At 66.5% G+C, this 19,792-nt stretch carries 21 protein-coding genes; 13 read left to right on the top strand and 8 right to left on the bottom strand.

From position 1 onward, the window contains the following. Positions 1-15: 15 nt before the first annotated feature. Positions 16-732 carry a GNAT family N-acetyltransferase gene (locus tag ACFTSA_RS02580; RefSeq protein WP_377949398.1) on the top strand — a complete coding sequence of 239 codons (717 nt, stop codon included), beginning with the start codon at positions 16-18 and terminating at the stop codon, positions 730-732. Positions 733-806: 74 nt separating this feature from the next. On the opposite strand, the gene ACFTSA_RS02575 is transcribed toward ACFTSA_RS02580, so the two are convergent. From ACFTSA_RS02575 to ACFTSA_RS02550, 6 genes are all read right to left on the bottom strand, one after another. Next, positions 807-2,321 carry a DHA2 family efflux MFS transporter permease subunit gene (locus ACFTSA_RS02575; RefSeq protein ID WP_377949396.1) on the bottom strand — a complete coding sequence of 505 codons (1,515 nt, stop codon included), beginning with the start codon at positions 2,319-2,321 and terminating at the stop codon, positions 807-809. A gap of 4 nt (positions 2,322-2,325) precedes the next feature. Then, a complete protein-coding gene (locus ACFTSA_RS02570) occupies positions 2,326-2,814 on the bottom strand; it encodes an ankyrin repeat domain-containing protein (RefSeq protein WP_377949394.1) in 489 nt (162 codons plus the stop codon). Beyond that, positions 2,811-3,896, bottom strand: coding sequence for a YgfZ/GcvT domain-containing protein (locus tag ACFTSA_RS02565; RefSeq protein ID WP_377949392.1), 1,086 nt, complete (start codon positions 3,894-3,896; stop codon positions 2,811-2,813). Before ACFTSA_RS02565 ends, ACFTSA_RS02570 begins: the two co-directional genes overlap by 4 nt. Positions 3,897-3,937: 41 nt before the next feature. Then, the gene (locus tag ACFTSA_RS02560) at positions 3,938-4,660 is read right to left on the bottom strand and encodes a flavodoxin family protein (RefSeq protein ID WP_377949389.1); all 723 of its coding nucleotides are present in this window, start codon (positions 4,658-4,660) and stop codon (positions 3,938-3,940) included. Between the two features lie 121 nt (positions 4,661-4,781). Then, positions 4,782-5,414 (bottom strand): FABP family protein, encoded by a 633-nt coding sequence (locus tag ACFTSA_RS02555; protein ID WP_377949387.1) that lies wholly within the window; start codon positions 5,412-5,414, stop codon positions 4,782-4,784. Positions 5,415-5,578: 164 nt separating this feature from the next. Further along, a complete protein-coding gene (locus tag ACFTSA_RS02550) occupies positions 5,579-6,370 on the bottom strand; it encodes a permease (protein WP_377949384.1) in 792 nt (263 codons plus the stop codon). 221 nt (positions 6,371-6,591) lie between these two features. Between ACFTSA_RS02550 and ACFTSA_RS02545 the strand changes: the two genes are divergently transcribed. The 11 genes from ACFTSA_RS02545 to asd all read left to right on the top strand — a co-directional run bounded on the left by ACFTSA_RS02545 (position 6,592) and on the right by asd (position 17,388). Continuing rightward, positions 6,592-7,290, top strand: coding sequence for a winged-helix domain-containing protein (locus ACFTSA_RS02545; RefSeq protein ID WP_377949382.1), 699 nt, complete (start codon positions 6,592-6,594; stop codon positions 7,288-7,290). Between the two features lie 252 nt (positions 7,291-7,542). Then, a complete protein-coding gene (mshD, locus tag ACFTSA_RS02540; RefSeq protein WP_377949381.1) occupies positions 7,543-8,514 on the top strand; it encodes a mycothiol synthase in 972 nt (323 codons plus the stop codon). A gap of 104 nt (positions 8,515-8,618) precedes the next feature. Next, positions 8,619-10,868, top strand: a complete 2,250-nt coding sequence (locus ACFTSA_RS02535; RefSeq protein WP_377949379.1) for an RNA degradosome polyphosphate kinase — start codon at positions 8,619-8,621, stop codon at positions 10,866-10,868. A gap of 11 nt (positions 10,869-10,879) precedes the next feature. Then, entirely contained in the window at positions 10,880-11,851 is a 972-nt protein-coding gene (locus ACFTSA_RS02530; protein ID WP_377949378.1) for an NUDIX domain-containing protein, read from the top strand. A gap of 231 nt (positions 11,852-12,082) precedes the next feature. After that, positions 12,083-12,886 (top strand): thymidylate synthase, encoded by an 804-nt coding sequence (locus ACFTSA_RS02525; RefSeq protein ID WP_377949375.1) that lies wholly within the window; start codon positions 12,083-12,085, stop codon positions 12,884-12,886. Next, positions 12,883-13,467 (top strand): dihydrofolate reductase, encoded by a 585-nt coding sequence (locus ACFTSA_RS02520; RefSeq protein WP_377949372.1) that lies wholly within the window; start codon positions 12,883-12,885, stop codon positions 13,465-13,467. The genes ACFTSA_RS02525 and ACFTSA_RS02520 overlap by 4 nt, the downstream gene beginning before the upstream one ends. Positions 13,468-13,470: 3 nt before the next feature. Further along, positions 13,471-13,689 carry an NF038396 family protein gene (locus ACFTSA_RS02515; protein WP_377949371.1) on the top strand — a complete coding sequence of 73 codons (219 nt, stop codon included), beginning with the start codon at positions 13,471-13,473 and terminating at the stop codon, positions 13,687-13,689. Between the two features lie 118 nt (positions 13,690-13,807). Further along, entirely contained in the window at positions 13,808-14,887 is a 1,080-nt protein-coding gene (locus ACFTSA_RS02510) for a WXG100 family type VII secretion target (protein ID WP_377949370.1), read from the top strand. Between the two features lie 9 nt (positions 14,888-14,896). Next, a complete protein-coding gene (locus tag ACFTSA_RS02505; protein ID WP_377949368.1) occupies positions 14,897-15,550 on the top strand; it encodes a hypothetical protein in 654 nt (217 codons plus the stop codon). Further along, the gene (locus ACFTSA_RS02500; RefSeq protein WP_377949365.1) at positions 15,537-15,938 is read left to right on the top strand and encodes a hypothetical protein; all 402 of its coding nucleotides are present in this window, start codon (positions 15,537-15,539) and stop codon (positions 15,936-15,938) included. The genes ACFTSA_RS02505 and ACFTSA_RS02500 overlap by 14 nt, the downstream gene beginning before the upstream one ends. Before the next feature lie 319 nt (positions 15,939-16,257). Continuing rightward, positions 16,258-17,388, top strand: coding sequence for an aspartate-semialdehyde dehydrogenase (gene asd, locus ACFTSA_RS02495; protein ID WP_377949363.1), 1,131 nt, complete (start codon positions 16,258-16,260; stop codon positions 17,386-17,388). Positions 17,389-17,461: 73 nt separating this feature from the next. Here asd and ACFTSA_RS02490 read toward each other — a convergent pair whose 3' ends face one another. Next, positions 17,462-18,073 (bottom strand): hypothetical protein, encoded by a 612-nt coding sequence (locus tag ACFTSA_RS02490; RefSeq protein WP_377949361.1) that lies wholly within the window; start codon positions 18,071-18,073, stop codon positions 17,462-17,464. A gap of 41 nt (positions 18,074-18,114) precedes the next feature. Continuing rightward, positions 18,115-18,432, bottom strand: coding sequence for a type IV toxin-antitoxin system AbiEi family antitoxin domain-containing protein (locus ACFTSA_RS02485; protein WP_377949360.1), 318 nt, complete (start codon positions 18,430-18,432; stop codon positions 18,115-18,117). A gap of 236 nt (positions 18,433-18,668) precedes the next feature. On the opposite strand from ACFTSA_RS02485, the gene ACFTSA_RS02480 reads away from it, so the two are divergent. After that, on the top strand, positions 18,669-19,775 hold the full coding sequence (locus ACFTSA_RS02480; protein ID WP_377949358.1) for a winged helix DNA-binding domain-containing protein: 1,107 nt from the start codon (positions 18,669-18,671) through the stop codon (positions 19,773-19,775). The last annotated feature ends 17 nt before the right edge of the window (positions 19,776-19,792 follow it).

Below are 19,792 nucleotides of genomic sequence, written 5' to 3'. Positions count from 1 at the left end.
CGGTAGGCTGGGATCATGAGTCTTGACCCCGGATCCGCCGCCATCATCCAGCTGGCCTGGGCGCGCCGCCTGGGGCTCGACGACGGCGCTTTCGCCCGCGCGCTGGAAACCGGCGATCGGATCACCAGGGTTGACGATGCCGCGCACTCGGTCGAGTTCGTGCGGCTGTTCGGCAGCTCGGCCCTGGTGGGTCCGCAGTGGGCGCTGGACGCCGCGGCCGGCATTTCCGACGAGGAGATGGCCCAGCATGTCACCCTGCTGACCATCACCCGCCAGCACGGAGGCCATGGCCAGGGCTCGGCCGCACTCTTCTTCGCCGACGACCTGCCGCTGCTGCAGCCCGCTGAGGAGCTGACGGTATCGCACGGCAACCCTGAGGCCATCGAACTCGAGGGCCTGTGCCCGCCCGACGACGTGAATGAGGTCGGCTTGTCCGACCTCGAGAACCGCTACACCATCATCCACGACGACGAGGGGCAGCGCGTGCCCGTGGCCTGCGGCGCCTACTCCGAATGGGAAGGCATCCTGGCCCACATGGGCGTTCTGGTAGCTCCCGAGTGGCGCCGCCGCGGACTCGGATCGCTCGCGGCCTCGGTGGCCGCCCATGAAGCACTGGCCTCCGGGCTGACGCTGCAGTGGCGCACCGACGTCAGCAACAAGGGCTCCCTGGCCACGGCACGCAGCCTGGGCTTTTCCACCGGCGGCATCCAGACCAGCGTGCTGCTGGGCTAGGCCGGAGGCCGCCTCGTGGTGGACCGGCGGCCTCCCGCCTCAGCAGGCCGCCGGGAGGCCAGCCGCCATACGCGCTAGCGTGTCGTCGCCTCCGCGTCCTGGCCGGCGGGCCGCTGCCCGCCCCAGCCTTGGACCGCCTTGGGCTTGGCGAAGAACAGGGCCACGGCGGCGCCGAGCACGATCACAGCTGCAGGCAGCATGATGGACTGGCCCATCGCCGTCGCGAAGCCGTCATGGAGGGCCGGAGGCAGCTGGCCGCCGAAGCCGCCGGACTCACCGCCGCTCCCGGGCGTCCCGCCGGGTGCCGCCGGAAGTTCCGCCGCGAGCCGGGCCTGCATGAGCACGGCGATGGCGGCACTGCCGAGGACGGCACCGATTTGCCGCGTGGTGTTGTAGACGCCCGCGCCGGCCCCTGCCTGCCGCATGGGCAGGTTGCGGGTGGCGGTGGAGCTCAGCGGTGCCCAGATGCCTGCGTTCGCGAAGCCGAGCACCGCGCTGGGCAGCAGGAACAGCCACACCGGCGTGTCCGGATGCATGAGGGCTGAGTTCCAGAACAGCGCCACCGCCATCAGCAGCAGGCCGGTGGACGTGATGAATTTCGGGTTCACCCGGTCGATGATCTTGCCCACGAGCGGCGCCAGTCCGCCGGAAATCAGGGCCATCGGCGCCATCATCAGAGCGGACTGCGTGGGGGTCATGTCCCGCACGATCTGGTAGTAGAAGATGAGCGGCAGCCCGAACGCGGTGACGGTGAAGCCCACCGTGGTGATGCCGATGTTCGCCAGCGAGAAGTTGCGGTCCCGGAAGAGGCCCAGCGGCAGCAGCGGCTCGCCCTTGTTGGCTGCCTGCCACCAGACAAAAAGCGCCAGCACCACGATGCCGCTGATGATCAGACCCCACACAGTCACCGGGCCGGTGATAGTGCCCCAGTCGTATGTCTCGCCCTCCTGGATGCCGAAGACAAGGAGGAAAAGGCCGACGGCGCTGAGCGCCACCCCGGGGATGTCGAACCTGTGCGGGTGGGTGGTGAGGGACGGAACGAAGCGCCACGCAAGTACGAAGCCCACGATCCCGACGGGCACGTTGATGAAGAAGATCCACTCCCAGCCAAGCCCGTCCACCAGGACGCCGCCCAGGATCGGACCAACCAGCGTGGCCACACCGGCGGTGGCGCCCCACAGGCCCATGGCGGCGCCGCGCCCGTCAGGCGGGAAGATCCTGGTAATGACCGCCATGGTCTGCGGGGCCATCAGCGCAGCGCCCAGGCCCTGCAGCACACGGGCAGCGATGAGCATCCCGACGGTGCCGGACAGCCCGCACCACAGCGACGCGAGGGTGAACACCACGAGGCCGGCCAGATACAGCCGTTTGGGCCCGAACCTGTCACCCAGCCTGCCAGTGATCAGCAGCGGCACCGCGTACGCCAGCAGGTAGGCGCTGGTGACCCAGATGACGGCGTTGATGTCCGTATCCAGCCCCTCCATGATGCGCGGGTTGGCCACCGAAACGATGGTGGTGTCGATCAGGATCATGAAGAACCCGATGACGAGGGACCAGAGTGCAGGCCACGGCCTGGTGACATTCTCCAAAAGCTCAGCCCAGCAATTCCAGGATGTCGTCCCGGGCGAACATCCTGGCGGCGTCGCGCGCCGACGGGGAGCCGGCGTCGGGATCTGCTCCCGCGTCAACCAGTGCCCTGGCGACGTCCGCGTAGCCCTTGAACACCGCGCCGGCCAGCGGGGTCTGCCCGCGGTCGTTGGCCGCGTTGGCGTCACCGCCGTGGTGCAGGATGAGCTGAACGGTCTCGGCGTGGCCGTGGTAGGCGGCGAGCATCAGCAGCGAGTCGCCGGCGTGGTTGGTCATCGTGGCCGGAGCGCCGGCATTGAGATAGCTTCGCAGCAGCTCCGTGTCGCCGTTCCGGGCGGCGTCGAAGAGCGTATGCGCCAGCGCAAGAGTTTCCTCATCAGGCCCCTGGGAAGCGGGCTGCTGCGAAGCGGGCTGCTGCGAAGCGGGCCGCTGGGAAGCGGGCTGCTGCGAAGCGGGCTGAGAAGCGTGTGCGTCGGGCGCAATGGAGTCTGTCATCTGTGGGTCCCCCTCAGGAATCCTGTCTGCCTTCCGACGACCTGTCCGGCGTCGGGCGCCACGATCACTTCCTGCGCGGCTGTGTACGGTTCGTCCCCGTCCATTACCGTCAGTATTTCATCCGGGGCGACCGAACGCTTGATGACTGCCAGCGCGATGGGGCCCATCTCGTAGTGCTGTGCCACGGACGTCACGGTGCCCACCTTGCGCTCCCCCACCCGGACTTCGCTGCCGGGGGCGGGCATGGTGTGCTGGGAGCCGTCGAGCTGCAGGAACACGAGGCGCCGCGGCGGGTGGCCAAGGTTGTGGACGCGCGCGATCGTCTCCTGGCCTTTGTAGCAGCCCTTGGCCAGGTGCACGGCGGTGCGGAGCAGGTCCAGTTCGTGCGGAATGGTCTTGTCGTCCGTTTCTGCACCGAGCCGCGGACGCCAGGCAGCCACGCGCAGGGCTTCGGCGGCGAGGACGCCGGCGAGCTTGCGCTCCCCCACCGTCTGCTCGAGCTCGGCGGCGGGCACAAGGTATTCGAACCACGGGCGTTCGGCGCCGGGGTGGCTGTCCTCCGGGACAACGGCGTAGGAGTAGCCGCCTGCCCCGACGTGCGGCCAGGGATCCTGCCACACCACCAGGCCGGACCATTCGGGCACTGCCTTGGTGGATCCCACCACTGCCCAGTCAGCCGAGACGTCTGCCACCTCGACCCGGAGCATGAACTTCATCCTGGTCAGCCACTCCGACAGAGGACCGGCTTCGGCCGCCTCGACAATCAGCCAGGTGGTCCCGCCGTCGTCCACTACGCGGGCATCGAACTCGATGCGTCCCTGCACACTGAGCAACAGCAGCTCGCTGGACTCGCCGGGCTGGAGATTGGTGACCTGCTGGGAGGACAGCGTGTTGAGCCAGCTCAGGCGGTCCGGTCCGGTGACCGTCACCACGCCGCGGTGGGAAAGATCGACGACGGCGGCTCCGGACGCCAGGGCACGCTGCTCCCGGAGGGGCTCGCCGTAGTGGGACGCGACGCCGGCGTCGGCGCCGCCCGCTTCAACGGCGCCAGGGCGCGACAACAGAGGGCTCTTGGTAGTCATATGAAGGGGAACGTCCTTGGCTGGGAGGGTATTCCGGCCACCTAGCGGTATTCCGGGTTTTCGAAACCGAATTTGGTTCCGGCCTTCCATTCTTCCGGAAGGTTGCCGTAGGCAGGAATTCCGCCGGCGTCCTTGAGCGTCCGGGCCAGGTGCAGGAGGTTCCACGTCATGAACGTGGTGTTCCGGTTCGTGAAGTCGCTTTCCGGGCCGCCCGAGCCCTCATCCAGGTAGCTGGGTCCGGGTCCGACGGGACCGATCCAGCCGGCGTCGGCCTGCGGCGGGATGCTGAAGCCGATGTGCTGCAGGCTGTAAAGGACGTTCATGGAACAGTGCTTGATGCCGTCCTCGTTGCCGGTGATCAGACAGCCGCCCACCTTCGGGTAATAGGCCCACTGGCCCTTCTCGTTGAGCTGGCCTGAGTGCGCGTAGAGCCGCTCGATGAGCTTCTTGGTCTGCGAGGAGTTGTCACCCAGCCAGATGGGTCCGGCCACCACTACGATGTCCGCTTCCCTGACGGCCGGATACAGCTCCGGCCATTCATCGGTGGCCCAGCCGTGCTCGCGCATGTCCGGGTACACGCCGCTGGCGACGTCGTGGTCAACGGTACGGATGACCCTCGTGGCCACACCCTGCTTCTCCATGATCAGCCGGCTCACCGTGATCAGGCCCTCGGTGTTGGACTTCTCCGGCGAACGCTTGAGCGTGCCGTTAAAGTAGACGGCTTTGAGGTCGCTGTAGTCAGCCGGGGGCTGGGTCTCGTCCATTGGACACTCCATCGGGTTGCTGCGGACTCAGGTTATGGGACCTGAGGCCAAGGTAGCCGAAGGGAGCGCCGGCGAACAGAGCAGGCGAAACACAGGGCACCGAACAGCACGGCGCCTGCGGTCAGGAGACCTTTTTCAGGAACGCCGAGGCGTGCGCCTCGAGCCCGTTGCCGGCCTCCGAGACAGTGCCGCCGGCCGAAGGGCTGCCGGTGGCCACGTCCCAGCGCCAGAGCAGGTTGCCGTCTACCAGCCCGAAGATCCTGGTGGCCGCACTGTATTCCTTGGAATGGCTGCCGCGCATCACCATGTCGGTGCTGAGCTGGATCTGCGGCCCCTTGATCTGCCCGTAGTACAGCTCAGAGATGCCGCCGGGGTGGCTGATGGAGACCGAGATGTCGAAGCCGCCATCCTTGTTGCGGAGGGCCTCCACCTCGTCGGCGCTTTTCAGCACGGGCACGATGTCCCCGGGAATGAGGCCGGGGCCGCTGTCGGCCTCCAGCTGCTTGCGCTCCAAGGCCCAAAAACCGGTCTCAACAGTCAGAGGCCGGAGCTTGGTGCCGTCCTCGTCGGTCAGCCAGCTTTCCGCACGGTACTGCAGGTACGGCTGACCGTTATGGGTGAAGGAGACATGCTGCAGGAAGTGCTCCGAACCTTCATCACCGGCCCCGAGCCGGCCTCGGCCCTCCCACTCACCAATGAGCCAGGAGAGGGGAACCAGTTCGGGGGTCAGGTCCGTAGGAATTTCAATAGGCACAGCCGCTACCTCTCGAAACCGCTAAGCAGGGGTTTACCGCTGGCCTTTGAACAGCCGGTAGACAACAAAACCGGCAAACCAGGCCATGGACAGGCTGGCTACGCCGAGCAGGACAAGGAAGAAGATTTCAAATGCAAGTACGGACATGATGCCATCCTAACCCGTCAGGAGATGAGTAGTTTGTCTATGAAGTAGGCGAGCGAACCGACCGCCGCGATGGGCGCCAACCCCATGCCCAGGGCGGCCGGAAAGTTCAGCGGAGCCCCGCGAAGGGTCACCAGCCGGCGGAAACTGACCAGGACTGCCCCCACAACCACGCCGAACACGGCAGCGGGCAGCACGGCAATGTCGGAGAACACCAGTCCGGCCAGCGGCCCCGCCAGTCCGGCCAGGGTGATGCCGAGGGGCGCAATAATCCGGTCCGGCCACCGGATGAGGCCGGTGAGCAGTGCGACGGCGGCGCTGATGCCAGCCACCAGCACCATCTCCTTGACACCGTTGAACCTGGCACCGGCGATCCAGCCCGCCCCCAGGCAGGACAGCAGGACCCCCACGCTGCAGCCAAGCGTCGACTCGAGGCGCTGCGCCTGACCGGTGCCGCGCAGCAGCTGGACGAGGAAGACGGCGGTGACACCCAGGGCGATGAAGCCGGGCGTCCAGTTGAGGTAGCCGGGGGCGGCCGCGAAGGTTGCTGCTACGGCCGAGCCGGCCCCGGACAGGCCGATCACGGCGGCGAGGGTTTTCTTGGCAGGGATATCCAGGTAATGCGGCCAGCCGACACCGATCCCCAGGGCAAAAAGCACGGCCACCGCGAGAAGGACATCCGGTGTCCGGAAGACACTGGCCACCAGCGTGGCAAGGCCCGCCAGGCCAACGACTCCGATGCTCCACGACTGGAGCGTCCGGCCTTCAGCGGCCGGAGCGACCACCTCCCGGGCAGGCCGTGGCGTACTCATCTCGGACTCTGCACTCAAATCTGCTGCGACCTCATCCTGGCTGTGCCGTTGACGGGCAGGGCTCGGCCCCCTGACGGTTTCAATCCTGCCCTATATGAACGCCATATGTCGTAAACAAGGCACGCGGGTGCGGCCCATCAGTGTCGGTCCGGGGGCCGTTGGGTATACTCAGACATCAGCTCAGTCGCCCGACGATGCGCGGACAGCCCCTTGGAGGAATAATGTCGCACATCCTGTTACTGACCAACAGCACCGGGTCATCGGTGGACATTTTGCCTGCCCTGGAGCTCCTGAATCACCGGGTGCACATCCTGCCCGCGGAGCCCACCGCGCTGCTGGAGACAGACCCCTGCGACATCGTCCTTTTGGACGCGCGCAAAGACCTCGTGGGCGCCCGCTCCCTGACCCAGCTCCTGAAGGCCACCGGCCTCAGCGCACCGCTGGTGCTGATCCTCACCGAGGGCGGCATGGCGGCCGTTTCCTCCGCCTGGGCCGTCGATGACATCGTGCTCGACTCGGCGGGCCCCGCCGAGGTGGAGGCGCGGATCCGCCTCTGCGTCGCCCGGGCTGTACCGGAGCAGGAGGAGGCTCCGTCCGAAATTCGGGCTGCCGGCGTCGTAATTGACGAGGCGAGCTATACGGCGCGCGTCAACGGCGCGGCACTGAACCTGACCTTCAAGGAATTCGAACTCCTGAAGTACCTCGCGCAGCACCCGGGCCGGGTGTTCACGCGGCAGCAGCTCCTCACGGAAGTGTGGGGCTACGACTACTACGGCGGCACCAGGACCGTGGACGTCCACGTCCGGCGGCTGCGCGCCAAGCTGGGCGCCGACCACGAGAACCTCATCAGCACGGTGCGCAACGTGGGCTACCGGCTCACGCTGATCCGCCAGCAGGAGGACGAGCTCACCGAGGCGTAGCCCCCGGCCGAGCACCTCGGGCTTCGGCACGAACCCAATGCAAAATGCAGAACGGCCCGGCTCACCAGAGCCGGGCCGTTCTGCATTACTGCTACTAAGTGGAGGACATACGGGTCGAACGTATCGAGGCCACCCCAGTGGTGGATCCCCCTCACAACCTGCATGATTGCCGGCTGAGGTAACGACTATACGTGGCGCCACGGCCTGTTCCAAATCGGGCACGCCCGGGCGGCGTCCGTATAGCCTTACAGCATGAGTCCAGCACACCCCGAGAAATGGCCTGTCCTTGTCATCAAGGGCGGTGTGGATGACGAGCTGCTGCGGGATGTCCGCACCCTGCTGGCCGCGGCCGAGGAATCGGACGGCAATCCCCCCATTTCCGAACAGACCCTCGTGACCATGCGCGCGGCGGACACTGGCCCCCACACGCTGCTGACCCTTGCCCTCTACGCCCCCGACGAACAGTCGGACCCGGCCACCGCACAGGACCTGGCCGGTTTCGCCGTCGTCGTCGAGGAGCCGGACGGGACAGGCGTGGTGGAAATCGCTGTGCACCCCAGCTACCGGAACCAAGGCGTGGCGGACCGGCTCGTGGGCACCCTCAAGTCCTCCCGCGGCCTGGACGGGCTTAAGGCCTGGTCGCACGGCAACCATGAGGCAGCAGCGGACCTGGCAGCCCGGTACGGCTACGGACCGATCCGGGAGCTGTGGAAGATGCGGCTCACCACCGCCGCCGCTGACCTGCCCGACGCCGGCCTTCCGGAGGGGGTCTCGATCCGCGCCTTCGTGCCGGGCAAGGATGAGGAGGCCTGGCTCGAGGCCAACCGGCAGGCTTTCGCGCACCACCCGGAGCAGGGCTCCCTCACCAGGGCAGACCTGCAGGCCCGGATGGACGAGGCCTGGTTCGACCCCGCAGGGTTCCTCCTGGCCGAGGACCGGGACGGGCGGCTCCTCGGCTACCACTGGACCAAGGTGCATCCGCAGCACGGAACGCACCCGGCCATCGGCGAGGTGTACGTGGTGGGCGTTACGCCGGCCGCGCAGGGCATGGGCTTGGGCAAGGCACTGACCATCGCCGGGATCCGGCACCTCCAGCAGCAGGGCCTGCACGCCGTCATGCTGTACACCGATGCGGACAACACCCCGGCCGTCTCGCTGTACCGGCGGCTGGGCTTCACGCGCTGGGACATGGACGTCATGTACGGGCCGCTCCAGGGACGCTGATCGCACCCTCCGGCCCGCGTGCCGCCGGCCCGAAATCTTCGGGTCCCGGACGGGTTAATGCTTGTAAGGTTGAAACTAAACCCGCCAGTACTCAAGGAGAGCGCATGCAACCGGAATCCGCCGGAACAGCCACCACCGAAATCAAGGCGGCCCCTGTGCGCGCCCGGTTCGGTTCCTCCGAAGTGCCGGCGTCCCGCGCCACGCAGGACCGGATCGACATCCCCGAGTTCGCAGCCATCCTGGAACCTGAGGGTGAGATCAGCCCGGACCGGTTCCTGGACCGCGAACTGAGCTGGCTCGCGTTCAACGCCCGCGTCCTCGAACTCGCCGAAGATCCCGACCTGTACCTGCTGGAACGCGTCAGCTTCCTGTCCATCTTCGCCTCCAACCTCGACGAATTCTTCATGGTCCGGGTGGCCGGCCTGAAGCGCCGCATCGCCACCGGGCTCGCCGTTCCCTCTCCCGCCGGGCTGAGCCCCGTCCAGGTCCTGGAACAGATCGGCGAGGCGGCCCACCGCCTGCAGCAGCGGCACGCCCAGGTCTACGCCGAGCAGATCCGGCCGGCCCTGGCCTACGAGCACATCCACCTCATGCACTGGGACGAGCTCGACGACGACGCCCGGCACCGGCTCAGCGCCATGTTCGCGGAGAAGGTGTTCCCCATCCTCACCCCGCTGGCCGTGGACCCTGCCCACCCCTTCCCGTACATTTCGGGCCTTTCGCTGAACCTTGCAGTGGTGGTGCGGAACCCGGTCAGCGACAAGGAGCTCTTCGCCCGCGTCAAGGTGCCGGACCAGCTGCCCCGCCTGATCTCCATAGACGGGCCCCGGGCAGGTTCGGTGCCCGGCCGCGTGGCCCGCTTCATCGCCCTCGAGGAAGTCATCGCCGTCCACCTGGACCAGCTCTTCGCCGGCATGGAGGTCCTGGAGCACCACACCTTCCGCGTCACCCGCAACGAGGACGTCGAGGTGGAGGAGGACGACGCCGAGAACCTCCTGCAGGCGCTGGAGAAGGAACTGCTGCGCCGCCGGTTCGGCCCGCCCGTCCGGCTCGAGGTCACCAACGACATCAACCCGAACATCCGGGCACTGCTGATCCGCGAGCTCGGCGTGGACGAGTCGGAGGTCTACTCCGTTCCGGCGCCTCTCGACCTGCGCGGTTTGTCCGTGATCGCCGGCATCGACCGTGCCGACCTGCACTACCCCAAGCACGTGCCCCACACGTCCCGGTACCTTAACGAGTCCGAGACATCCAAGGCCGCGAACGTGTTCGCCGCCATGCGCCGCCGGGACATCCTGCTGCACCACCCGTACGATTCGTTCTCCACATCCGTCCAGGCATTCCTGGAACAGGCGGCGGCGGATCCCAAGGTGCAGGCCATCAAGCAGACCCTGTACCGGACCTCCGGCGACTCCCCCATCGTGGACGCCCTCATCGATGCCGCAGAGGCGGGCAAGCAGGTGCTGGCCCTCGTGGAGATCAAGGCCCGTTTCGACGAGCAGGCCAACATCTCCTGGGCCCGCAAGCTCGAGCAGGCCGGCGTCCATGTGGTCTACGGCATCGTGGGCCTGAAGACCCACTGCAAGCTCTCCCTCGTGGTCCGCCAGGAGGTGGACGGCCTCCGCCGCTACTGCCACATCGGAACCGGCAACTACCACCCGCGGACCGCGCGCTACTACGAGGACCTGGGCCTCCTGACCGCCAACGAGCAGGTGGGCGAGGACCTCACCAAGCTGTTCAACCAGCTGTCCGGCTACGCCCCCAAGTCCACGTTCAAGCGGCTCCTGGTGGCGCCGCGCTCCGTGCGTTCGGGCCTGATTGACAGGATCGAAGGCGAGATCCGCAACGCCCGGGCAGGCATTCCCGCGCGGGTGCAGATCAAGGTCAACTCCATGGTGGATGAGTCCATCATCGATTCCCTGTACCGTGCTTCGCAGGCCGGCGTGAAGGTGGACGTCATTGTCCGCGGCATTTGCTCGCTGCGCCCCGGCATCCCCGGGCTCAGCGAGAACATCACGGTCCGCTCCATCCTGGGCCGCTTCCTTGAGCACTCGCGCGTGTTCGCGTTCAGCAACGGCGGCGACCCCGTGGTGTACATCGGCTCGGCGGACATGATGCACCGCAACCTGGACCGCAGGGTGGAGGCGCTGGTGCAGCTGTCCGGCGGCGAGGACACCGCCTACGTCCTGGACCTGCTGCGCCGGTACATGGACCCCGAAACGTCCAGCTGGCACCTGGACAGTGACGGCGAGTGGACCCGCCACCACATCGGCGCCGACGGCCGCAAGCTTGACGACGTCCAGTCCTGGCTCCTGGCATCACGCTCCCGGCAACGCGCCGTCGTCCGGCGGTAGGAACCCGGCCTTTGAAGAGCAGCGACTCACCCATAGCGGATCAGACCGATCACCCGGGCGAGCCGGTAGCCGTCACGGCCGCCGGCGCCCTGCCTTGGCGCGTCAAGAAGGACCAGCTGGAAGTCCTCCTGATACACCGGCCGCGGTACGACGACTGGTCCTGGCCCAAGGGCAAGCTTGATTCCGGCGAAACGGTGCCCGAGTGCGCCGTCCGCGAGGTCGAGGAGGAGATCGGCCTCGTGGCGGCCCTCGGCATCCCGCTTCCGCCCATCCACTACCACGTCTCCGCCGGGCTGAAGGTTGTGCACTACTGGGCCGTCGAGGTGACCGGCAATTCCCTGCGGCCCGACGGCAAGGAGGTGGACAGCGTCATGTGGTGCGCCCCGGAGCGTGCGGCCGAACTGCTGTCCAACCCCTCGGACCGGGCGCCGCTGGAATACCTGGCCGCGGCGCATGCCCGCAGGGAACTGCAGACCTGGCCGCTCGTCGTCGTGCGCCATGCCAAGGCCAAGCCACGATCCTCGTGGACCAAGGCGGAGGGGGAACGCCCTCTGGCTGCCACCGGCATCCGCCAGGCGCAAGCAGTGCACCGGCTGCTGAAAGCGTGGAAACCGCTGCGCGTGGTCAGCAGCCCGTGGCTGCGCTGTGTGGCCACCATCGCCCCCTATGTCAAGTCCTCGGACGCCAAGGTGAAACTGGTGGACGCCCTGACCGAGCACCGGCATGCCCGGAATCCGAAAAAGACGGCCGCCGTCGTCGACGCATTGTTCGACAAGCAGCGCGCGGTGGTGCTGTGCACCCATCGGCCGGCCCTCCCCACAGTGCTGGGCCAGCTTGCCCGCTATATGACGCCTCGGCTCAAGGGACTGCTGCCGGTGGCGGACCCGTACCTCGCCCCGGGGGAAATGATCATCTGCCACGTGGCGCACGGCAGCAGGAGCAGAATCGTGTCCGTCGAGCAGTTCAAGCCCTTCGACGACTAGTTCGCTCCCAGCCCGGCTATCAAATACTTGATACAAAGATGGCGCCGCGAAGCAGGCGCTTGGCCATCATCTGGGGGTCTGCTGCCAATACAGTTTGAGCTGCCGTCCATGGCGCTTCCCGGTCCAAGGCGGGACTGCCCGACGAGGAGCTTCTTGCTCTGGTCCGTGTTGGTCTCCAGCGCCGCCGCGGCCATGGCTCGTTCGAATAGGGCGGTCGAATAGACTGGACAGGTGAGCACCCCAACGCCCTATGAAGACCTTCTGCGCGACGTCATGGCCAACGGCACGCACAAATCAGACCGCACCGGCACCGGAACCAGCAGCGTTTTCGGCCGCCAGATCCGCTTTGATCTGGGCGAAAGCTTCCCGCTGATCACCACCAAACGGGTGCACTTCAAGTCCGTCGCCGTCGAGCTGCTGTGGTTCCTCCGCGGCGACTCCAACGTGAAGTGGATGCAAGACCAGGGCGTCACCATCTGGAACGAGTGGGCCGATGCCGAGGGTGAACTCGGGCCGGTCTACGGCGTTCAATGGCGGAGCTGGCCCAGCCCTGACGGCGGTCACATCGACCAGATCGCCGAACTCGTGGAGAGCCTGAAGTCGAACCCGGACTCGCGCCGGCACATCGTCTCGGCCTGGAACGTGAGCGAGCTCAAGGACATGGCACTGCCGCCCTGCCACGCGTTCTTCCAGTTCTACGTCGCGGATGGCAAGCTCTCCTGCCAGCTCTACCAGCGCTCAGCGGACATGTTCCTGGGCGTGCCGTTCAACATCGCCTCCTACTCGCTGCTGACCTGCATGCTGGCGCAGCAGACAGGCCTCGAGCCCGGCGAGTTTGTCTGGACCGGCGGCGACGTGCACATCTACGACAACCACATGGACCAGGTCCTGAAGCAGCTGGACCGGGAGCCGTACGAGTACCCGCAGCTGAAGATCACCCGCAAGCCGGCGTCGATCTTCGACTACACCCTGGACGACTTCGAAGTGGTGGGCTACCGGCACCACCCCACAATCAAGGCGCCGATCGCCGTATGAGCACGGAGGGCACTATGGACGGGCAGGCTTTCAGCGAAGACATCGCCGCAGGGATGTCCGGAATCGGGCTCGTGTGGGCACAGACCCCCGCGGGCGTCATCGGCAAGGACGGCGACATGCCGTGGAACCTGCCCGAGGACCTGAAGCACTTCACCACGGTCACCACCGGCCACCCCGTCATCATGGGCCGCAAGACCTGGCTCTCCTTCCCGGCGAAGTACCGTCCGCTGCCCAACCGGACCAACATCGTCATCACCCGGCAGGAAAACTGGGGCAGCACGCCCGAGGCGGAGGGCGCCGTCGTCGTTAAGTCCCTTGATGACGCCCTGCTGGAATCACAGTTCGCCCCGGGCTGCGAAGCAGTCTGGATCCTCGGCGGCGGCGAAATTTTCAAGGAGTCCACGGGCCTGGCCAACGTTGCGGTGGTCACCACCATCGATGTGGATGCCGACGGCGACACGTACGCCCCGGAGCTCGGCGACGGCTGGGTGGCAGGCACGTCCGTGCCCTCCGACGGCTGGCTCACGGGGGCCAACGGCACCCGCTACCGGTTCACCCAGTGGAACCGCTCGGAAGGTTAGAAGATGCTGCGTAAACCCGAAACCCTCTTTGTGCTCGGCTACATGCTGCTGCCGCTGCTGGCACTGCTGTCCGCGGTTGTTGGTCTGACCATGATCCTGGGCGGCAACAAGATCGGGGGCATCATCGTGCTGGTGGTGGTGACACAGGTATTCGCCTTCGGCGCCTTCTTTGCGCTGCGCGCCCGCAAGAATGCGCTGCTGGAGGAGCCCGACCGCCAGTAGCGTCCGGATGGGGAGTGCTGCCCATCGCGGCGCACCTGGGCCCGAACTAGAGTGATGGCTGGACTTAGCAGCAACCGTCTCCGTCCGGGGCGGTCAGGATTTGGGGGATGATGCGGCAGTGACAGGTAATTTGTGGGGCGCCGACGTCGCGCAGCTTCGCACACTTGCGCAGCAGTTCGGAAAGGTTTCCGACACACTGCTGCAGACGTCGTCGCAGCTGACCAACCAGATCAACAACAACCCTTCGTGGAAGGGCAATGACGCCACCCAGTTCCGCTCGGACTGGAACGGCAACCACCGTGCCCTCATCCAGCGGACCGCCCGCGCCCTGAAGGATGAGTCCCGGAAGCTGCTGGAGAACGCCAACGAACAGGTGAAGGCCAGCGATGCCGCCCCGGGCTCCGGCGGCGGCCCCGTCACCCTTGGCGATCCCGGCTCTTCGCTGCCAGGCGTACTGGGCGGTGTGCTGCTCGGAGGAGTCGGAGCGCTCAAGGCAGGCATGACCCTGCATAAGTTCATCAAGGCCCCGTTTACCCTGGCCAAACACCTCAGCCAGTACGGCTGGGTGCTCAAGAACCAGCGGGCGGATTTCATCAAGTCGTTCCTGCAAGGACGTCACCGCATTGGCGGGCCCGGCTTCGCGGCGCACCGGCTGCTCGGTAACTCCGCCCTGGACGACCTGCTTAAGGGGTCTGCATCCGCCAACCGCGGACTCGGGCTGATCGACAAGGCCACCGACATTGCGTCCCTGAAGAACCTGAACAAGCACATTGGCGTTCTTTCCAAGTTGGGCCCTGTCCTGGAGGAGAAGCCCTGGCTTGGCGCCGGCACCAAGCTCGAGTGGCTGGGCAAGTCGGGCCTCGCCCGCGGACTTGGCTGGGCCGGCGTCGGCTTCAGCGCTTATGACTCGGTGAAGAGCTTTGCCGACGGCGACGTAAAGGGTGGGTTGGCCAGCGCGGGTAAAGGTCTCTTGGGTGTCGGGTGCTTCCTGCCGCCACCTGCCGGGACGGTCTGCCAGGTGGCCAGCGTCGGCATTGCGGTGTACGAGAACTGGGACACCATCAGCAGCGTCGGCAAGGACATCGGCGAAGGAGTGGTCAACGCCGTGAAGGACCCCGGAAAGTTCGTCAGCGACACGAAGGATAACTTGGTTGATGCGGGCAAGTCCGTGGGCAAGTTCTTTGGATTCGGCGATTAGGAGACAAGCATGACTGTTCAGGACCCCACCCAGCAGGAACCCCGCCTCGGCGTCGACGTCATCGGCTTCGGCGTGGGCGAGTTCGCCTACCTGCTGAACGTTTTTGAGGGCCCTGCCCGTGACCGTTCAGTCAGCGTCTTCCGCGCCGAAGAGATGATCGACGACGTCACCCTGTCCACCGCTGGAGCCTCGTCGCTGCTGGCACGTGACTTGGCTGCGGTGGATGACGACGGTGATCTTGGCGTAAAGGGCGTGGCTGCTGCGGTCGCAACGGCGCTGGGCCAAGCGACCCGGTGGACGGAAATCTCGCTTCTTACCGGCGAATCGATGGACAACGTGGCACTGCTGGAAGCACCCGGTGTTTCGCTGATGCTCCAGCCCCGGCTCCTAGGCACATGGTTCGTCTTCGCCCAGGATCCCGCCATTTCATCGGCGGAGGCGACGCTCCGGGTGGTACGCCAGCATGTCGAACAAAACCCTGGCGGCTCCGCATATCTGGTTTTGAAGACCCTGGCTTCCGAACAGCACCTCCTGATCCGCCGTGAAGAGACCTCGTGGACCACCGGCGTTCCTGATTTCGATAAGGACGAGGTGGCAGAAACCGCAGGCCTGGATGACGCTGGGCTGCTGGCAGCGATTGAGGATGCCCGTGGCGAGGCGTAGCGAGGGTGTCCCGCAGGAGCCGGGCTACGTTCCGTCACAGGCCCCCGACGGCAAGCTGATCTATCGCCGCGCCGAGAACGGGGAGACCGTGGGCTACACGCCGGACGAATATGGCGTGCGCAAAGACGACGGCCACGGCCTCGTGAAACCCGTCAACAGCTCCGCCGGGTTGCTCTTCCTGGCGGTTCTTGCCTCGCTGTTCACGGGCGCGATCGTCTACGGCATTGTCCGAATCGCACTCGACGGCACCTGGGGCATCCTGGGCGAGGTCTGGTGGGTTGTGCCTGTCGGGGTTTTCGTTCCCTTGGCGGCGTGGTCCGCGTATGCCAAGGAGCGCAAGGCCGAGAGGCTGCGCCGGGCCCGCAGCCTGCCTCGGCCCGTGGAATAGACCTCAACAGTGGGTAAGCACAGCGCCACAGGACCGCGGCTACGTGCCGTCACGGCCGTCTCCCGAGCAGCTGCATAACCGCCGGGCCGAGGCCGGCGAGGTGGTGGGCTACTCCCGCGCCGGATACGGTGGGTGTTCCCGGCCTGTCTTTTTCCTTTCCTGGCCGCCTGGGCTGGCTATTTCCGGGAGCGCAAGGCCGAGAGGCCACGCCGGGCGCTGAACCGTCCGCGGCCCGTCGACTGACGTCTTTGCGTCGAGCGTGCCAGGGGCCGTGACGTAACCGACTGCGGCCCGCCTGATCCAAAGATAAACTGGCTAAATGACTACAGCAGCTACTCCGTCCGTTGGACTGGTCGGTTGGCGCGGCATGGTCGGCTCCGTCCTGATGCAGCGCATGCAGGACGAGGGCGACTTCGCCAGCATCAACCCGGTATTTTTCTCCACCTCAAACGCGGGAGGTGCCGCCCCGTCCTTCGCTGATGGCGCCGGTAAGCTCGAGGACGCGTTCGACGTCGAGACCCTGGCGAAGCTGCCGATTATTGTCACCGCCCAGGGCGGGGACTACACCAAGCAGGTTCACGGCGAGCTGCGCAGCCGGGGCTGGGATGGCCTGTGGATCGACGCCGCCTCCACGCTGCGCATGAACGATGACTCGATCATCGTGCTTGACCCCATCAACCGAGACGTTATCGACAAGGGCCTCGCCAACGGCGTCAAGGACTTCATCGGCGGCAACTGCACCGTCTCCTGCATGCTCATGGGCCTTGGCGGCCTCTTCAAGAACGGCCTCGTCGAATGGGGCACGTCCATGACCTACCAGGCCGCCTCCGGCGGCGGCGCGCGGCACATGCGCGAGCTGCTCAGCCAGTTCGGCACCCTCAGTGCTGAGGTCAGCACGGAACTGAACGACCCGGCGTCGGCCATCCTGGACATCGACCGCAAGGTGCTGGCCCACCAGCGCAACGGCGTCGACGCCACCCAGTTCGGTGTGCCGCTGGCCGGCTCCCTCATCCCCTGGATCGATGCCGACCTCGGCAACGGCCAGTCCAAGGAAGAGTGGAAGGCCGGCGTCGAGACCAACAAGATCCTGGGCACCTCGGATGAGAACCACGTGATCATGGACGGCCTTTGCGTGCGGATCGGGGCCATGCGTTCCCACTCCCAGGCGCTCACCCTGAAGCTGCGCGAGGACCTTTCCGTTGCCGAAATCGAGAAGCTGCTCGACGAGGACAACGAGTGGGCCAAGGTGGTGCCCAACTCCAAGGAAGCCTCGATGGCCGACCTGACCCCCGTGGCTGCTTCGGGAACGCTGACCATTCCGGTGGGACGTATCCGCAAGCTCGAAATGGGCCCGCAGTACATCAGCGCCTTCACCGTCGGCGACCAGCTTCTGTGGGGTGCCGCCGAGCCGCTGCGCCGCATGCTCAACATTGCCACCGGCACGCTGTAACCAGGCTTCGACCTAGTCAACCGGCCCTGCCCCGCACGACCGGCCCCGCCCGCTGTTTCATGGGCCCGGCCGCTCATGCGGTGCGGGGCCGGTATTGTATCCGCGCCCGTGTGGTCGCGGCCAGGACCCGCCGCTTGACGTCAGCGGGAGAAGCAAGATGCGGCCACTGCAGGCGCACGAATATCCATCCTTCCTCGGTCAGGGCGTTCTCGCGGACGCGTTCGGCCAGCAGCACCTCGTCGGTCGGCACGAAGTCGCTGTACTTTCCCTGACCGTCGAACTCGATGATGACCCGCCGTGACGGGTCTGCGAAGTCTGCACGGAACAGTCCAGCCGGTGTGCGCAGCTCGTACTGCGGTTCGAAGCCGTCGATGCCAACCTCTCGTCGAAGCAGCCGCGTGCGCGTCTCTCCGGCGGATTCCGATCGGGCGTCAAGGGCATCCAACAGGGTCAGCGCTCGGCGGCTGCCCCGCTTGATGCTGCTTTGCTCCAGCATCTGCCGCATCCCGGGCAAGTCCGCGCCGTTCGGCAGCGCATGGTCACCGATTACGGCTGCTTCATTGAGCCTCAGCAGCCGGGCGCAGTCGAGGACTGTGCGTTCCAGGCTCACGTAGATTTCCCTCCCATCAGCCAGCTGGAGGGTGCCGATCTCGGAGTCGTCGAGCGCGAAAAGATGCGTCTTCACGTCCGGGCCGGTTCTAGTCCTCGAGTGTGAATAGCCGGTTGTCACTGGACCTGTGGCCCGCAGTTCCAGACGCTGCAGGCATGAAGCCGGGCTGCGCTGACGTGGCTGTAGCGGCATGCGCCGCCGGTAGTTTCATAGTGGGCCTGGATCCTGAGGCCGTCCCGCTCCCAAGGCTTGAGCTGGCTCCAGTGTGAGTTGCGTACATAAGCGCCGCGGCGGAGCCTTAACAGGACACCTTTTCTGACCGCTCCGGTCAGAAGCCTGTCGTCTATGCCTGCCTCCGCAAGCTGCCGGGTCGAAGCCACAGGTCCGGTTGGCCACCGCGCTTCGATAGCCACATGGAGTTCCTCTCGCCGCATGCTTCAAGGTTCTCCCTGCGATGGACCCGGGGACAGGCATGACTTGCCCTATGTGGACAAGTCGCCCCCGGACCGCGTTCCGATTCGCTCTTGGCCGCAGGACCAGCGGGCGGAGTAAATCGAAACCGGCCCTTAGCCGCAGGAGCGGCCCCGCCCGGGCCGGTAATGCGGGGTGAGGCCGGTAATGCGGGGCGAGGCCGGTCCTGCATCAATCCGGAACGTCCTAGGATGGGCTCATGGCAGCGGCGGTGAAGACCCGGGTTTCATCGAAGGTGATGGGCCGGCTGCGGCTGGCGTCGCAGGGGCTTGTGGGGTCCGGGTTCGGCGGCGTGCCGGAGGCCGTCCGCGGGATGGGCGCGATGCAGGCACAGGATCTCCAGTCGGCGCTGTGGGCGGTGGGTGTCCGGGTTCCCGGCACGGGACTGAGCGATGTCCGCAGGGCTTTGGACGACGGTGCGGTCGTCAGGTCGTGGCCCATGCGAGGGACACTGCACCTGCTGGCGCCCGAGGATCTGCAGTGGATCCTGAACATCACCACCGCCCGCATGGTCCAGGGCACGGCAGGGCGGCACAGGCAACTGGAAATCACCAGCGACGACGTGGAGAAATGCCGCGAAATAGCCCTCGGCGTGGTTGACGTCGGACGTGCAGCGAGCCGGGCGGAGCTGTTCGCGGCCTTCGAAGCCGCCGGGCAGGCCACCAAGGCCCAGCGCGGGATCCACCTGCTGTGGATGCTGTGCCAGAGTGCCTCCCTGGTGCCCGGGCCGCTGGACGGCAACCAGCAGAAGTTCGTTGCGTTCGACCGTTGGATCAGGTCCTCACGCCATCCGGGCCGTGAGGAGGGGATCGCTGAGCTGCTGCTGCGGTATCTGAGAGGGCACGGACCCGCTACGCTGCGCGACTTCGCCTGGTGGTCCAGCATTCCGTTGACCGAAGTCCGGCGGGCCCTGCCGGAGGTGAGCGGCGAGTTGGTCGAATTGGAGCACGACGGAACCCAGTTCTGGCTGTCCCCCGAAGCCGCCGCATTGCTGGACGACGGTGTGCCCGGGCAGCGCACGGTCCTTGCCCTGCCGGGGTTCGACGAGTTCGTTCTCGGCTACACAGATCGGAGCATCGTGCTGCCGCCCGAACACGCGCAGAAGATCGTCCCGGGCGGCAACGGGGTGTTCAAGAAGGCCATCGTGGCCGGCGGCGAGGTGACCGGCACCTGGGTGAGGCAAGGGAATGGCCGGACGGCCGCCGTCGTGCCCGTCCCCTTCGACGATACGAAGCCTCTGGGCCCGGCGGCACTCGCTGGTTTTCGACGTGCCGCGGAGCGGTACGAGAGGTTCTTGGCGTCCTGACGGTTGCGGGCCCGCGC

The organism is Arthrobacter sp. NPDC057013, from assembly GCF_042674585.1.
Taxonomy (GTDB): domain Bacteria; phylum Actinomycetota; class Actinomycetes; order Actinomycetales; family Micrococcaceae; genus Arthrobacter.
This window is presented reverse-complemented; position numbering and strand designations above follow the sequence as displayed.